This window comes from Acidithiobacillus ferriphilus, from assembly GCF_028215975.1.
GTDB lineage: Bacteria > Pseudomonadota > Gammaproteobacteria > Acidithiobacillales > Acidithiobacillaceae > Acidithiobacillus > Acidithiobacillus ferriphilus.
This window is the reverse complement of sequence record NZ_CP116458.1, coordinates 454541-468652: the sequence shown is the minus strand read 5'-3', so window position 1 is coordinate 468652 and position 14112 is coordinate 454541. Positions and strand designations below refer to the sequence as shown.

Sequence of the window (14112 nt, the reverse complement as noted above, 5' to 3'; positions counted from 1 at the left end):
TGGCCGGATTATAGGGAACTCGCACCGCCGTTGTCCAACCTTTCCTGCGCAACCCTCTGAAAGTCCAGCGCCAACCAATACTGCTCGGTGGAGCGCGCGCGCGAGGCTTCCGGCTTGCGTACCACGATTTTCTTGAAGTCCCGGCGCAGCGCCCGGCGCAAATCCTCCGCGCCGGACCCCATAAACACCTTGATCAGCAGCGAGCCACCCGGCACCAGCCAGCGCTGGGCCATATCCAGCGCCAGCTCCGCAAGATCAATAGCACGCGCCTGATCGACGCTGGCAATACCGGACATATTGGGGGCCATGTCGCTCATAATCAAATCAGCGCCACCCGGTAGTGCGTCCCGGCAGGCTGCCAACACCGCGTCCTCATAAACGTCACCGCAAATCACTATGGCGTCTGCCACCGGGTCCATCGCCAAACGATCCACCGCCACCAGTCGCCCCTTCTTGCCGACGAGTGGCGCCGCCACCTGCGTCCAGCCACCCGGCGCCGCGCCCACATCCAATACGCGCATACCCGGACGGATCAGGTGATCCTTCTGCTGAATCTCCAGCAATTTGTAACTCGCGCGCGAGCGATACCCCTCCTTCATCGCGCGCTGCACGAATGGATCTTTAAAATGTTCCTTCAGCCATTTCTGGCTGGATTTACTTCTGGCCACGACATACCTCCGGACTTTGACCCCCGCCCTCCACAAACGTACACTCTGCCGCTACACCATAGCGGCCCAATCAGACTGACGAGGATACCATGCTGGACGCAAAACAAAGACAAAACCTGCGTGGACAGGCGCACGCCCTCAAGCCTGTCGTCATGATCGGCGCCCACGGTGTCAACGACGGCGTCCTCGCCGAACTGGAAGTCGCCATCCATGCCCACGAACTCATAAAAATACGTTTGCCCCAGGTATCCCACGACGAGCGGGATGACATGATACAGACCCTGTCCCGCGCCAGTCATGCCGACGTTGTCGGCCGCATCGGACGCATACTCATCCTCTACCGCCCCCGCCCGGTCGCGGCGCTCAAACGCTGACCGGGTAGCCGGTATAGCTTGGCAGCCTGCCCCCGGACCGTTAGACTGTTTCTGAATCGTAACGTCGACCAACGGCCCGGAGCACACCCATGGAAGATCACCCCCCCACAGAAATCCAGATCAGCGTCGAGACGCGCTATCTGCCGGAACAGTCCAGCCCGGAGCAGGAACATTTCGCCTTCGCTTATCAAGTCACCATGCAGAATAACGGCCCACAGACGGCACAACTCCTCAATCGCCACTGGATCATTACGGACGCCGAAGGTCATATCCAGGAAGTCAAGGGACCGGGTGTCGTCGGTGAACAGCCGACGCTGCAGCCCGGTCAACGCTTCCGCTACACCAGCGGATCCGTCCTGTCCACGCCCGTAGGCAGCATGCACGGCAGCTTCGAGTGGGTCAGCGATACGGGAGAAAGTTTCCTCGTCCCCATCCCGGCCTTTCGTCTGGCGGTGGCCACCGTCTTTCATTGAGCCGCCAGAGCCTGCAGCGCGCCTATGCGCTCTGGGCGCCCATTTATAATTCGGCGGTGCGCGGCTTCTCCGCACCCTTGCGGCAACGCAGCCTCAGCGGTATTCCGTCGGCCCCCTGCCGCGTCCTGATCGATGGCATCGGCACTGGACTGGATATTCCTTATCTACCTGACACCTGCGCGGCCGTCGGCATCGACCTCACGCACGCCATGCTCCGTCACGCACAAAGCCTGTCTCCCCGTTTCCCGCTGATTCAGGCCGACGCCGAGGCATTACCCTTCCCGGACAATTGTTTCGACATGGTCGTCATGCATCTCATACTCGCCGTCGTACCCCATGCCGGGCTGGCCTTCGCGGAAGCCAGCCGCGTCCTCAAACCTGGCGGCCGGATACTGCTCCTCGACAAGTTTCTTCGCCCCGGTGAACGCGCCTTCTGGCGGCGCCTGCTGGCCCCCCTGTCCGGCCCCATTGCCACCCATACCGACCTGGTGTTTGAGGATCTTCTGGCACAACGACCCGAACTGCAGATCGTCAGCGATATCCCCACCGCTGTCGGTGGCTGGTTCCGCCTGATCGCCCTGGAAAAAGCGCGCGCAACGCCCACACAGTAGGCATCGCTTACGACACGAGACAAAAAATGGCCCGGAGCCTTACCTACGCTCCGGGCCATCTCCCGTCATCCATACAAAGCGAAGCTTAACTGCCGCCGCGCGATGCCTTTTTACGTTCATTCTCCGTCAGATGACGCTTCCGGATACGGATGGACTGGGGCGTCGCCTCCACCAACTCGTCATCGGCAATAAACTCGACTGCCGCCTCCAGCGTCAGTTTAATCGGCGGCGTCAGCATGATGTTTTCATCAGAGCCGGAGGCGCGCATGTTGGTCAGCTTCTTTTCCTTGAGCGGGTTGACCACCAAGTCGTTGTCGCGGGTATGAATGCCGATCACCATACCCTCGTAGACCTTGTCGCCGGGGCTGACAAACATCCGGCCACGCTCCTGCAGATTGAAGAGCGCGAAACCCACCGCCTCGCCCTCTTCCGCCGAGATCAGCACGCCGTTGTTGCGCGCTGGAATAGTCCCCTTGACCGGGCCGTAGTTGTCGAAAATATGGCTGATCACCCCGGTGCCGGAAGTCGCCGTCAGAAACTCGGTATGGAAACCGATCAGACCACGGGCAGGAATCCGGTATTCCAGGCGCACCCGGCCCCGACCATCGGGGATCATGTCCTGCAACTCGCCGCGACGGATGCCCAGGCGCTCCATGATGGTGCCCTGATGCTGTTCTTCCACGTCCACCGTCAGCGCCTCATAGGGCTCTTCCCAGACGCCGTCCACCTGGCGCTGAATCACCCTGGGGCGTGACACTGCCAACTCATAGCCCTCGCGGCGCATATTCTCGATGAGGATGGTCAGGTGCAACTCGCCGCGCCCGGAAACCATGAACACATCGGCGTTATCGGTATCCTCCACCCGCAGCGCGACGTTGATCAGCAACTCGCGATACAGACGTTCGCGCAACTGGCGACTGGTGACAAACTTCCCTTCCCGGCCCGCGAAAGGGCTGGTATTGACCTGAAACGTCATATTCAGGGTGGGTTCATCGATGGGTTTCCACGGCAGCGCCTCAGGCGCTTCGGGCGCCGCGATGGTGGCACCGATGGAGGGTTCCTCAATGCCGGTTACGGCGACAATGTCACCCACCGTAGCACTTTCCCACGGCACCCGCTTGAGGCCATCAAAGCCGAGGAGTTGCAAGATACGCGCCTTGGTCTGGGTCTTGTCGACGCCGTGAATCAGCACGATATCCTGCCCCGGACGCATGCTGCCACGGCGAATGCGACCGACAGCAATACGTCCCACATAGCTGGAGTAATCGAGGTCGGCGATCTGCATCTGCAGGGGGCCTTCGGAATCGCCGTCGGGCGCCGCCACATGACTGAGGATCATCTCAAAGAGGGGCTTCATGTCACCGGAGCGGACTTCGGGGTCTTCCCCCGCATAGCCCTGCAAACCGGAAGCGTAGATGACCGGAAAATCCAGTTGTTCTTCCGTCGCGCCCAGTTTGTCGAAGAGATCAAAGGTGGCGCTGATGACGTAATCGGCGCGGGCGCCGGGGCGATCCACCTTGTTGATGACGACGATGGGCTTGAGACCCAGCTCCAGCGCCTTGCGGGTGACGAAACGGGTCTGCGGCATCGGACCTTCAACGGCGTCCACCAACAGCAGCACGCCATCCACCATGCCCAGCACCCGCTCCACCTCGGCGCCAAAGTCGGCATGGCCGGGGGTGTCGACGATGTTGATGTGGGTGTCGCCCCACTGCACCGCCGTGTTCTTGGCCATAATGGTGATGCCGCGCTCTTTTTCCAGATCGTTGCTGTCCATCACCCGCTCTTCCAGTTGCTGGTGCGCGGCAAAGGTGCCCGACTGACGCAGGAGCTGGTCCACCAGCGTGGTCTTACCGTGATCAACGTGGGCGATGATGGCAATATTACGGATTTGACGAGACACTATATTCCCCAAAAGCGGTCATAAGAAAAAACGCGGAGACGCAAGCCCCGCAGCGGGTTTTCTTATAAAGGTATCCACCCAAAAAAGCAAATAAAAACCGCCCCCGAAGGGGCGGCAATGGAACCGCCGAGGCGGTCCGAAGACTTGTTTGAACTTAGAAGCCTGCCTGGAACTGCAGCATCATGGTGTTGTAAGCCACACCGTTGATGGGGGCAATGCCGTTAGGATAACCATAGGCGTTATTGATAGAACCGCCACGGGTAGCCAGGATGTAGTTCAACTGGATTTCAGCCGCGTGGGGATTATTGGGGTTCACGAAGTAGTTCACGCCAACGGTCGCGTTACCAAGGGTGCCCGCGCCCGTCACATGATACTGGTCGTAACGCACGGCAGGCTCGACGTCCAACCAGTCCGGGGTCAGGGTCATTTCATGCAGGTTGGCGGCCAACTCCGCATGCCAATCGCTGGCATTGACGGTACCAACACTGTTGGGCGTAGCATTCATGTAGCCAATCGTGCTAGTACCATTGGTCCGGGTATAGCCGGCGCCGTATTTGATGCCCATCATACCGCCACTGAGACCCACATTCCAACTGGTGAGCTTGTTAGTGCCGTGATAGGCCCTTGCCGTTCCCATGCTGCCGCTTACTTCCGCGGTCAACAGCGGACCCATGCTGTAGCTCAACATGCCGGAGGTGATGTACTTGCCGTTGCCGTTGAGCAAGTGGCTCTGGCCGCCACCAAAGGTGTTGCCGTTGCTGAAGGCGGTATAATTGTCCAGCGAGGTGTTATCAAAAATACCCACGGCATAGCCAATGCCCGTACCCATCACGTTGCCCGCATGGATCATGGCGCCGGCGGAACGTCCAGGCAACAGGGACTGGCCCATGTTGCGGAAGATGAAGGTCAGCTCATTACCGGCCACGCTGGTGTATTCCAGGCCTTCCGGGGTCTTGAACTTGCCGACCTGCAACTGGGCGAAGGGCACCGGTGCGAAGTTGATATAAGCATCCATCAACTGAGCCTGGCCACCCTTTGTAGCGATATTGCTTCCAAGTCCATTGTTCAGACCGTCGCCAATGATTCCGGCGTTATCCCAGGCACCCTGGACGAAGTAAGTCACACCGGGAACCGCCTCGCCCTTGAAACCCAGGCGGATACGGTTGGCGCCGAAGATCAGGCCGCTGGACTGTGAGGCTGGGATACCGAACTGCTGGGCGCCGGTGATCTGGGCATAACCGAAAACGACCGGACCAGTGTCCCGGTTGGAACTGGTCGAAGCGAAAGCAACGCCAGGTACCACAAAAGCCGCCGCAACGGCCAAAGCTACGAGATTCTTTTTCATGACTAAGCTCCTCCTCGAGAGCAATGTTTCAAGTACCACGGAAAAGACTATAGCACCGGAGCAGACACCTTGCAACATTTTCACAACACCTTTTTTACAACGCGCCACAGAATCCAACCATAAAGTCCTTTCTGTTTGACACGAACGGGCCGCCACGGCTATCATTCGCCCCTCTCTTGGGGGATCGTCTAGCGGTAGGACAGCGGACTCTGACTCCGCTAACCGTGGTTCGAATCCACGTCCCCCAGCCAAATAATAATGCTGACGCGCGTTGTCCTCCCCGGACAGACATTGCTAAACTCGGCACATGAGCCAAGCCCTTACTGATTCTGCGTCCCCCGCCCTGCGCTTCACCAAGATGCAGGGCCTGGGTAACGATTTCGTCATTTTTGATGGCGTTCGTCAACGGATCGAACTGCGCCCCGAGGCGGTCCGTGCCATAGCCGACCGCCACTTCGGTGTCGGTTGCGATCAAATTCTGCTCGTAGAGGCCGCGACGTCCCCCAATGCGGATTTCCGGTATCGCATCTTTAACGCGGACGGCACTGAGGTGGCGCAGTGCGGCAACGGCGCCCGCTGCTTCGCCGTCTTCGTGCGCCGCGCCGGGCTCACGAACAAAGAGGTCATCACTGTCGAAACACAGTCCGGGCACCTGATGCTGCATCACCAGGGTAATGGTGAGATCACCGTCAATATGGGTATCCCGCAACTCGCCCCGGCTGACGTCCCCTTCCGCAACAATGAAGAAGCGCCCGAATACCTTCTGTCCGTAGGGGACGACACTCTGCGCATCGCCGCCGTCGGCATGGGCAACCCCCACGCGGTGTTGCGGGTATCCAGTGTGGCGGATGCACCGGTAACCACCCTCGGCCCCCGCATTGAAACACACCCGGACTTTCCCCGGCACTGCAATGTGGGTTTTATGGAGGTCTGCGACCGTAGCCATGTTCAACTCCGGGTCTGGGAGCGGGGCGTCGGGGAAACCCTGGCCTGCGGCAGCAATGCCTGCGCGGCGATAGTCGCCGGTATCCGTTGGGATGAATTGGATCACGCGGTAGCCGTGACCCTGCCGGGCGGCTCCCTGTACATTGAGTGGGCGGGTCCTGGGCAACCCGTTATGATGACAGGCCCCGCGCAAGTGGTTTTTGATGGGGTTTGGCCCATATCTGCAGTTCTCGGGAACAGTGAGGGGGGATCATGACATGCAGGATACGACCTTAAAGGCCATTGCCACGGGCTTGAACAGCGATGCAACCCAGTTAGATTTTCTGCACAGACTCAATGACCAGGAGGGTGAAACGCTGGCACGTCTGATCGCCGCGCTGGAAGTGCATAGCGCCGCTGAACGCTACCATGAAACCCATTGGGAGGATGACTGAGTGACCATCGCTCCCGAAACGGATGACCAGGCGGATCAGGTCCGGGCCTATCTCCGCCAACACCCACGATTTTTGTGGGATCAGGAAGACCTGCTTCACACCCTGACCCTGCCCCATGTCGGACGCGGTTCGGCCTCCTCCCTGCTGGAGCGGCAGGCACAGGTACTGCGCGAGGAAAACATCCGTCTGCGCCAACGCATCACCGCGCTGCTGGGTGCCGCCCAACAGAATGCCGCACTCGGTCTGCACCTCTCCGATCTGGCCACCGAACTGCTGCAGACGCCCGATTGTACCACGACCCTGAATACCGTTATCAGCCGCTTGCGGGAGGGCTTTCAGGTCGAGGAAATGGCCTTGATCACCCGCGCGCCCATGGCCGATCTACCACAATTTCTGCCACTGGAGCAGGCGGATTTTCAGGAGGTTCTGAATGGACTCCCGCTGTTGCGCGCCGCGACCGGACTGACCCTCAGCCCGGCCCTGCGCAGCACCCTCTTCGGCGCGGCGGGGGCGGGACTGGAATCCTTCGCCCTGATCCCGCTTGCCGGTCAGCATCTGCAAGGGGGTATTTTGCTTGGCAGTCAACACCCCGGCCGCTATGCCGAGGACGCCGGGGCCGACCTGCTCGACCAGATTGCCCGCCTGGTCACCGCGGCACTGGATCGCTGCCTGACCCCATGCTGATCGAAACCGCCATTGTCCAATTTATCGAAACGCTCCGGCAGAGCGGCAGGGCCAGTCCGGCCACGATCAGCGCCTATGGCCATGACCTATTCGCCTGGTCGCGATTTTCACAGCAACGCGGGCAGACGGAGATCGCGCAAATAGATCGCAACAGTCTGCGCGTCTACCTCATGGCGGAGCGCAGCCGGGGCGTGGCCATTCGCAGCCTGCGCAGGCATTTCGCGGCGTTACGCGCTCTTTATCGCCATTTGCAACATGACGCGCCCCAACTGCGCAATCCGGTGCAGGGCTTCGCCATGCTCAGGGCGGAGCAGCGTCTGCCCGATTGGCTGACCGTAGACCAGGCGCGCGTGCTGATGCAGCCCATCCCCCCCCCCGGCGCAACCGAGGATCAGAAAGACTTTATCCGCCTGCGTGATCAACTGATCCTGGAACTGCTGTACTCCAGCGCCCTGCGCGTCAGCGAACTGGCAGGACTGAATTTAGGCGATCTGGATTACCATGGGGGTACAGTGCGGGTGTTGGGCAAGGGCCACAAGGAACGCATCGTACCCGTGGGTCAGCCCGCCTGGGCGGCACTCCGCGCCTACCTTGCGCTGCGCCCGGCGATGTCTGCAGGCGAAGAAACAGCGCTTTTCATCAATCAACGCGGCCAGCGACTCAGCGTGCGCAGCATCCAGATACGGGTCAAGAAACTGGGTGAGACGCGATTGGGACAAGCGCTGCATCCCCATACCCTGCGCCATAGTGCTGCCAGCCACCTGTTACAATCGTCCGGCGACTTGCGCGCGGTACAGGAATACCTGGGCCATGCCGGTATTGGCACCACCGCCATCTATACCCATATGGATTATCAGCAATTGGCGCAGGTCTACGATCAGGCGCACCCGCGATCACGACGCGATGCCCAGGATACGAAACATTTTGAGGAAAAAGCATGACAGATTCGCAGCAAATGCATGGGACAACGATTCTTTGTGTCCGCCGGGGGAGCAACGTGGTCATGGCGGGAGATGGCCAGGTGACCCTCGGCAATACGGTGATGAAAGGCAACGCCCGTAAGGTACGCCGTATAGATCCGGGCGTCCTGACCGGTTTCGCCGGAGCTACGGCGGACGCTTTTACCCTGCTGGAGCGTTTTGAGGCCAAACATAAGGCTCACCCCGGCCAGTTGGCCAAAGCCGCCGTGGAACTGGCCAAGGAGTGGCGCACCGATCGGGTGCTGCGCCGCCTGGAGGCCATGCTCGCCATCGCCGATGACAAACAAAGTCTAATTATTACCGGGCAAGGAGACGTACTGGAACCAGAATACGGCATCATCGCCATCGGTTCCGGCGGGCCGTACGCCTTGTCAGCGGCGCGCGCCCTGCTGGAAAATAGCGACCTGCCCGCCCGCGGCATCGCCGAACGCGCCCTAAGCATTGCTGGCGACATCTGCATTTACACCAACCACAACCACACGATTGAAGAACTATGAGCATGTCTGAAATGACCCCCCGCGAGATCGTCCAGGAACTGGACAAGTACATCATCGGCCAATCCGAGGCCAAGCGTGCCGTGGCGATTGCCCTGCGCAACCGCTGGCGGCGCGGGCAGGTGCCGCCGCCACTGCATCAGGAAATCACTCCCAAAAACATCCTGATGATCGGACCCACCGGGGTCGGCAAAACGGAAATCGCCCGACGTCTGGCGCAACTCGCCAACGCCCCCTTCATCAAGGTTGAAGCTACCAAGTTCACCGAGGTGGGCTACGTGGGTAAGGATGTGGAATCCATCATCCGCGATTTGACCGAAACCGCTGTAGATATGATCCGCAACGAACGTCAGGTCGCGCTGCGCCAGCGTGCTGAGGAACTGGCCGAGGAGCGGATCATCGACATCCTCATCCCCGGCCCCCGCGACAGCACTGTGCCGCGCAGCGATGAGGGTACGCGCCAGAAGTTTCGCAAAATGCTGCGCGAAGGCAAACTGGACTCGCAGGAAATTGAGATCGAAGTGAGTGCGCCCAAGGGTGGTGTAGAGATCATGGCCCCGGCGGGCATGGAAGAAATGACCAATCAGCTCCGCGATATGTTCTCCAACATGGCGCCAAACAAAACCAGCACGCGACGCGTCACCGTTAGCGAAGCGCAGCGCCTATTGACGGATGAGGAAGCCGCCAAGCTGGTCAACGAAGAGGAAGTCCGCGCCCTGGCGCTGGAGCGGGTGCAGTCCGGCGGCATTGTCTTTATTGATGAGATCGACAAGGTAGCGGTGCGCGCTGGCACGCAGCAGGGCTCGGACGTCTCCCGGGAAGGCGTGCAGCGGGATCTGCTGCCACTGGTAGAAGGTTCCAATGTGAGCACCCGTTACGGCGTGGTAAAGACCGACCATATCCTCTTCATTGCCTCTGGTGCCTTCCACCTCAGCAAGCCCTCAGATTTGATTCCAGAGCTGCAAGGCCGCCTGCCTATCCGCGTGGAACTGGAAGCCCTCAGTGCGGCAGATTTGGTACGAATACTGCAGGAACCGGAGAATGCGCTGGTCCGGCAGTACAGTGCCTTGCTGGCCAGCGACGGGGTAACTTTGCACTTTACTCAGGGGGGTGTGCAGCGCATTGCCGAGATTGCTCAGCAGGTCAACGAGCGTGTGGAGAATATCGGAGCCCGGCGATTACACACCGTCATGGAGCGGTTGCTGGAAGATGTGGCTTTTGTCGCGCCGGACGGCGGCGCTACTGCTCTGGAAGTCGACGCTGCCTATGTGGACAGCCGCCTGAAAGATCTGGCGCAGGACGAGGATTTGTCCCGCTATATTTTGTGATGGGATGACTATACCGCGAGCTCAGGGCTTAATGTAGAGGGCACCGGCCTCCTGGGCGTCGACGATGGCAACGATCCCGGCGGCAACCAGTTGGCTGCCTAGCGGGCGGTCATCGGGATCCAAACCCAGATTAAGCAGGCTATTTTCACAAAAATCGACCCGCACTCCGGCACTGATGCGCTCTTCTATCTCGCGCCGCCAATGGCCCTTCGCCCAGAGGGACATGGGTGCCTGACCATTCGCGATGACCCGCAAACTCCGCTCGGGAGCCGCTGTCTGAGCGTTACGAACATTGGCCAGCAGATTAGGCCAGCGACCAGCGTCGTCGACGTGGAAAAGCAGCACTGCGTTCAAGTAGTCGCCAGCATCTGTTGACGCAACTTGTCCATACTGCTTTTTTCCAGTTGCCGTACCCGCTCTGCCGAAACACCCAGCTCATCGCCCAACACCTGCAAGGTTTTAGGCTCCTCGCTCAGCCAGCGGTTCTCAATGATGTAGCGATCTCTCTGGGGCAGAATGGACAACGCCGTGTGCAAGGCCTTGTGCTGATGCTGATCCCAGTCTCGCTCCGCCAGTTGCTCTACGGGAGACCCGCTGGGATCCGCCAACTCCAGGACACGCCCACCCTCGCCGTCCTCATTGGGTTCGAGGTTGAGCGAATAGTCATAGCCGGACATCCGCCCTTCCATCTCCAACACCTGCGCCTGGGTAACGCCCAGATCGTCCGCGATGGCGGCGCTTTCCTGGCCACCCATCCAGCCGGTGTGGGTACGACTGGAACGAAGGTTGAAAAACAGTTTGCGCTGCGCCTTGGTAGTGGCCACTTTGACAATACGCCAGTTGCGCAGGATGAATTCGTGGATCTCCGCCTTGACCCAATGCACCGCAAAGGAAACCAGGCGTACGCCATGATCCGGGTCGTAACGCTTCACCGCCTTCATCAGCCCGATATTACCTTCTTGAATCAAATCGGCTTCTTGCAAGCCATACCCTCGATAACCCCGCGCTACCCGCACCACAAAGCGCAGGTGGCTGAGCACCAGATCCTTGGCGGCGTCGACATCGTCGTGATCACGCAGGCGCAGGGCGAGATCGCGCTCTTCTTCCGGTTGCAGAAGCGGTTGAGCGTTCACAAAACGCAGGTAGGCCGCCAGCCCGTCGGGGCTGACCAAATCTCTACTGGCTATTGCAAGTTCTTTCATAGCAATCCTCATGCACCGTCATGCGTAATTGGACTCCGAATACGACCGCATGTTCCGCTTTGCGGAGTCTCACCTCTAGGAAAAAGTATGGTCGAGGTGCCGCCCCACTGCAAGGCGCGACCCCAACCAACCGAGAAGCGCACTGGCGGCGACGAGAATAAGACCCTGCCCGGAATTTAGACCCAGCAAATGGAAGCGGGCCCCATAGAGTTCCGCTAATTGTTCCACCGGTCCCTGTAAAACGGTTACCGTAATAGCGACAATAAGCCAGGCGATCATCCCGGCAACCGCCCCCTGAAACAGGCCCTGATACAAAAAGGGACGGCGAATGAAGGCGCGGGTAGCACCTACCAGACTCGCCACATCGATTTCGTCACGCCGCTGGGCGATGTGCAGGCGGATCGTGTTACCCATGACGAGAATGGCTCCCACGGCGAGTAATCCTGCAAGAATCCACACCGCGCGCTTGCCTAAAGCAAGGATCGCCTGCAAACGCGCCACCCAATGCAGGTCTGATTGCGCACTGGCCACCCCCGGTTGCCGGCCCCAATAGGCTACCAGTGTTTGCAGCTCAGATGGACTCTGTGCCAGCGGGTTCAGTTCGACCACAAAAGAGGCCGGCAAGGGGTTTTCACCTAAGGTCTGTATGGCCGCCGTCATCCCGGCGTGGTGCTCAAACTCCGTCAGCGCCGCCCCTTTGCCCACATAACGCACACTCGCCACCCCGATGCCGCGTTCGAGCAGGACCTGGAGATTCTGAACCTCCGCGGCAGAGGCGTCCCGGTGCAGAAAGAGGGAGATCTGCGCTTGATCCCGCCATTGCCCCAAGAGTTGCTGGAGATTGTTGAGGGCAGCGAAGAGACCCACCGGAAGCGCCAGAACGATAGCCAGCGCCAGCACGGTCATGAGCGTGGCTACGGGCTGCTTGATCAGCGTATTCAGCGCATTTTTTGCCGCTTCCAGACGGATATGGAGATTCACGCCTTGTCCTCCTCAGGAGTGTGCAGACGGCCCTGTTCCAGGTGAAAAACCGGTAGGCCGAGACGGTTGACTTGCGATTGATCATGGGTAGCCACCAGCACGGTCGTTCCGTGGTGATGGAAGTCGCGGAAAAGATCAAGAATCTCCGTACTCAGGGAGTTATCCAGATTGCCCGTCGGCTCGTCCGCAAGCAGAATTTCCGGAGTGTGGACGATGGCACGGGCAATGCCCACGCGCTGCTGCTCACCGCCAGACAGGACCGCGGGCAAATCTTGCGCCCGATCCCCCAGCCCCACCTTCTCCAGCGCCGCCCGTACCCGGCTTTGTATCTGCCGGCCAGTAAGGCCTCCCACCTGCAAGGTCAGCGCCACATTGTTGAACACATCGCGATCCATCAGCAGCTTATGGTCCTGAAAGACGACACCGATCCGCCGCCGGTAGGCGGGAATATGACGGCGCCCGAGGGTGGAGACATCGACGCCATTGACCATCAGCGTGCCGCGACTGACATCCTCCAAACGCAGAAGCAGCTTGAGCAGCGTGCTTTTACCGGCACCGGAAGGCCCGGTCAGCAGGGCCATCTCACCTTTACGCAAGTGCAGATTCACCTCGCGGAGGACGTGATGCCGTCCTGGGTAATGCTTGGTGACGTTGATAAACTCGATCATGACTTCGACTCCGCAAAAAGGGCATCGACAAAAGATTCGGGGTCAAAAGGACGTAGATCTTCGACCTGCTCACCAACACCGATATAGCGAATGGGGATGGGCACGGCCCTGGCAATGGCCGCCACCACGCCACCTTTGGCGGTGCCATCCAGCTTGGTGATGCAAATACCCGTCAACCCTATCGCATCGTGAAACTGACGCACCTGATTAAGGGCATTCTGGCCGGTGCCCGCGTCCAGCACCAACCAGATCTGTTGTGGCGCCTCCGGGTCCTGTTTGCCAAGGACCCGCTTGATCTTCTTCAATTCTTCCATGAGATGACCCTGGGTATGAAGGCGTCCGGCGGTATCGGCGATGAGCAACTCGCTGCCGCGCGCGCGGGTCGTAGTCAGCGCATCAAAGATCACGGAAGCACTGTCGGCGCCCGTCCCCTGCGTCACCACGGGCACCTGCACCCGTTTACCCCAGCCCTGTAACTGCTCCACGGCGGCGGCGCGGAAGGTGTCTCCGGCGGCGAGGACAATACCGAAACCCTCCGCCTTCCAATGCGCAGCCAGCTTACCGATGGTGGTCGTTTTACCCGCGCCGTTGATACCCACCATGAGCAACACCTGGGAACGCCCCTTCTCGGGCGACCAAGGTTGCGCGCGGGGACGCAGGATGTCGAGAAGTGACTCGCGCAACGCCGTCTGGAGCGCGTTGGGGTCCGTGAGTTCCTTGCGATGTACCCGCTCCGCCACGCTGTCCATGATTTCCCGGGTTGCAGCTGTGCCCAGATCAGCTTGCAGCAATAAGGCTTCCAGGTCCTCCAGCAATTCCGCATCAATAACCTTTTTACCGCGTACCAGACGCCCCACGCCCTCGACCAATTGTTCCCGGCTTCGGGTCAGGCCTTGTCGAAGACGGGAGAAAAGCCCTTTTCCGGGTGTATCGGAAAGGGCTTCTGTCGGCATGGACTCTTCTGCTATGGCTGGCGCCACAACAATCGGAGAAATCACCCCTTCGGGTGACGTTTCCCCCGC

Annotated in this window: 17 protein-coding genes and 1 tRNA gene; 10 read left to right on the top strand and 8 right to left on the bottom strand. The window is 59.9% G+C overall.

Going from position 1 to position 14112, the window contains the following annotated elements; translation table 11 throughout:
- Positions 1–8 precede the first annotated feature (8 nt).
- Positions 9–668, bottom strand: a complete 660-nt coding sequence (locus tag PJU76_RS02325; RefSeq protein WP_271780311.1) for an RlmE family RNA methyltransferase — start codon at positions 666–668, stop codon at positions 9–11.
- An 89-nt stretch (positions 669–757) separates the two neighbouring features.
- On the opposite strand from PJU76_RS02325, the gene yhbY reads away from it, so the two are divergent.
- From yhbY to PJU76_RS02310, 3 genes are all read left to right on the top strand, one after another.
- On the top strand, positions 758–1042 hold the full coding sequence (gene yhbY / locus PJU76_RS02320) for a ribosome assembly RNA-binding protein YhbY (protein WP_064219745.1): 285 nt from the start codon (positions 758–760) through the stop codon (positions 1040–1042).
- An 89-nt stretch (positions 1043–1131) separates the two neighbouring features.
- Entirely contained in the window at positions 1132–1515 is a 384-nt protein-coding gene (apaG, locus tag PJU76_RS02315; protein ID WP_064219744.1) for a Co2+/Mg2+ efflux protein ApaG, read from the top strand.
- Positions 1512–2126, top strand: a complete 615-nt coding sequence (locus PJU76_RS02310; protein WP_271780310.1) for a class I SAM-dependent methyltransferase — start codon at positions 1512–1514, stop codon at positions 2124–2126. The genes apaG and PJU76_RS02310 overlap by 4 nt, the downstream gene beginning before the upstream one ends.
- Positions 2127–2211: 85 nt before the next feature.
- Here PJU76_RS02310 and typA read toward each other — a convergent pair whose 3' ends face one another.
- Both typA and PJU76_RS02300 read right to left on the bottom strand, forming a co-directional pair.
- Entirely contained in the window at positions 2212–4029 is a 1818-nt protein-coding gene (gene typA, locus PJU76_RS02305) for a translational GTPase TypA (protein ID WP_271780309.1), read from the bottom strand.
- 154 nt (positions 4030–4183) lie between these two features.
- Complete coding sequence (locus tag PJU76_RS02300) at positions 4184–5374, bottom strand: porin (RefSeq protein ID WP_271780308.1); 1191 nt, start codon at positions 5372–5374, stop codon at positions 4184–4186.
- A gap of 177 nt (positions 5375–5551) precedes the next feature.
- Here PJU76_RS02300 and PJU76_RS02295 point away from each other — a divergent pair.
- From PJU76_RS02295 to hslU, 7 genes are all read left to right on the top strand, one after another.
- A tRNA-Gln gene (locus PJU76_RS02295) sits at positions 5552–5625 on the top strand.
- A gap of 56 nt (positions 5626–5681) precedes the next feature.
- On the top strand, positions 5682–6575 hold the full coding sequence (gene dapF / locus PJU76_RS02290) for a diaminopimelate epimerase (protein WP_334212473.1): 894 nt from the start codon (positions 5682–5684) through the stop codon (positions 6573–6575).
- 1 nt (position 6576) lies between these two features.
- Entirely contained in the window at positions 6577–6753 is a 177-nt protein-coding gene (locus tag PJU76_RS02285) for a hypothetical protein (protein WP_271780307.1), read from the top strand.
- Entirely contained in the window at positions 6754–7437 is a 684-nt protein-coding gene (locus tag PJU76_RS02280; RefSeq protein WP_271780306.1) for a DUF484 family protein, read from the top strand.
- Positions 7431–8378, top strand: a complete 948-nt coding sequence (locus PJU76_RS02275) for a tyrosine recombinase XerC (protein WP_271780305.1) — start codon at positions 7431–7433, stop codon at positions 8376–8378. The genes PJU76_RS02280 and PJU76_RS02275 overlap by 7 nt, the downstream gene beginning before the upstream one ends.
- A complete protein-coding gene (hslV, locus tag PJU76_RS02270) occupies positions 8375–8914 on the top strand; it encodes an ATP-dependent protease subunit HslV (RefSeq protein WP_271780304.1) in 540 nt (179 codons plus the stop codon). Before PJU76_RS02275 ends, hslV begins: the two co-directional genes overlap by 4 nt.
- A 2-nt stretch (positions 8915–8916) precedes the next feature.
- Positions 8917–10239 (top strand): ATP-dependent protease ATPase subunit HslU, encoded by a 1323-nt coding sequence (hslU, locus tag PJU76_RS02265; protein ID WP_271780303.1) that lies wholly within the window; start codon positions 8917–8919, stop codon positions 10237–10239.
- A gap of 21 nt (positions 10240–10260) precedes the next feature.
- On the opposite strand, the gene PJU76_RS02260 is transcribed toward hslU, so the two are convergent.
- The 5 genes from PJU76_RS02260 to ftsY all read right to left on the bottom strand — a co-directional run bounded on the left by PJU76_RS02260 (position 10261) and on the right by ftsY (position 14043).
- Positions 10261–10584, bottom strand: a complete 324-nt coding sequence (locus tag PJU76_RS02260; RefSeq protein WP_271781029.1) for a DsrE family protein — start codon at positions 10582–10584, stop codon at positions 10261–10263.
- A 5-nt stretch (positions 10585–10589) separates the two neighbouring features.
- Complete coding sequence (rpoH, locus tag PJU76_RS02255; protein WP_334212472.1) at positions 10590–11441, bottom strand: RNA polymerase sigma factor RpoH; 852 nt, start codon at positions 11439–11441, stop codon at positions 10590–10592.
- A 75-nt stretch (positions 11442–11516) separates the two neighbouring features.
- Positions 11517–12422, bottom strand: coding sequence for a permease-like cell division protein FtsX (gene ftsX / locus PJU76_RS02250; RefSeq protein ID WP_271780301.1), 906 nt, complete (start codon positions 12420–12422; stop codon positions 11517–11519).
- Complete coding sequence (gene ftsE, locus PJU76_RS02245; RefSeq protein ID WP_064219201.1) at positions 12419–13090, bottom strand: cell division ATP-binding protein FtsE; 672 nt, start codon at positions 13088–13090, stop codon at positions 12419–12421. Before ftsE ends, ftsX begins: the two co-directional genes overlap by 4 nt.
- Complete coding sequence (gene ftsY, locus PJU76_RS02240) at positions 13087–14043, bottom strand: signal recognition particle-docking protein FtsY (protein ID WP_271780300.1); 957 nt, start codon at positions 14041–14043, stop codon at positions 13087–13089. Before ftsY ends, ftsE begins: the two co-directional genes overlap by 4 nt.
- Between the last annotated feature and the right edge of the window lie 69 nt (positions 14044–14112).

Coding starts and splice junctions, on each gene's coding strand:
- hslU (WP_271780303.1), top strand. CDS start 8,917: ATGTCTGAAATGACCCCCCGCGAGATCGTCCAGGAACTGGACAAGTAC.
- ftsY (WP_271780300.1), bottom strand. CDS start 14,043: ATGCCGACAGAAGCCCTTTCCGATACACCCGGAAAAGGGCTTTTCTCC.
- PJU76_RS02285 (WP_271780307.1), top strand. CDS start 6,577: ATGCAGGATACGACCTTAAAGGCCATTGCCACGGGCTTGAACAGCGAT.
- PJU76_RS02300 (WP_271780308.1), bottom strand. CDS start 5,374: ATGAAAAAGAATCTCGTAGCTTTGGCCGTTGCGGCGGCTTTTGTGGTA.
- dapF (WP_334212473.1), top strand. CDS start 5,682: ATGAGCCAAGCCCTTACTGATTCTGCGTCCCCCGCCCTGCGCTTCACC.
- yhbY (WP_064219745.1), top strand. CDS start 758: ATGCTGGACGCAAAACAAAGACAAAACCTGCGTGGACAGGCGCACGCC.
- ftsE (WP_064219201.1), bottom strand. CDS start 13,090: ATGATCGAGTTTATCAACGTCACCAAGCATTACCCAGGACGGCATCAC.
- apaG (WP_064219744.1), top strand. CDS start 1,132: ATGGAAGATCACCCCCCCACAGAAATCCAGATCAGCGTCGAGACGCGC.
- PJU76_RS02275 (WP_271780305.1), top strand. CDS start 7,431: ATGCTGATCGAAACCGCCATTGTCCAATTTATCGAAACGCTCCGGCAG.
- hslV (WP_271780304.1), top strand. CDS start 8,375: ATGACAGATTCGCAGCAAATGCATGGGACAACGATTCTTTGTGTCCGC.
- rpoH (WP_334212472.1), bottom strand. CDS start 11,441: ATGAAAGAACTTGCAATAGCCAGTAGAGATTTGGTCAGCCCCGACGGG.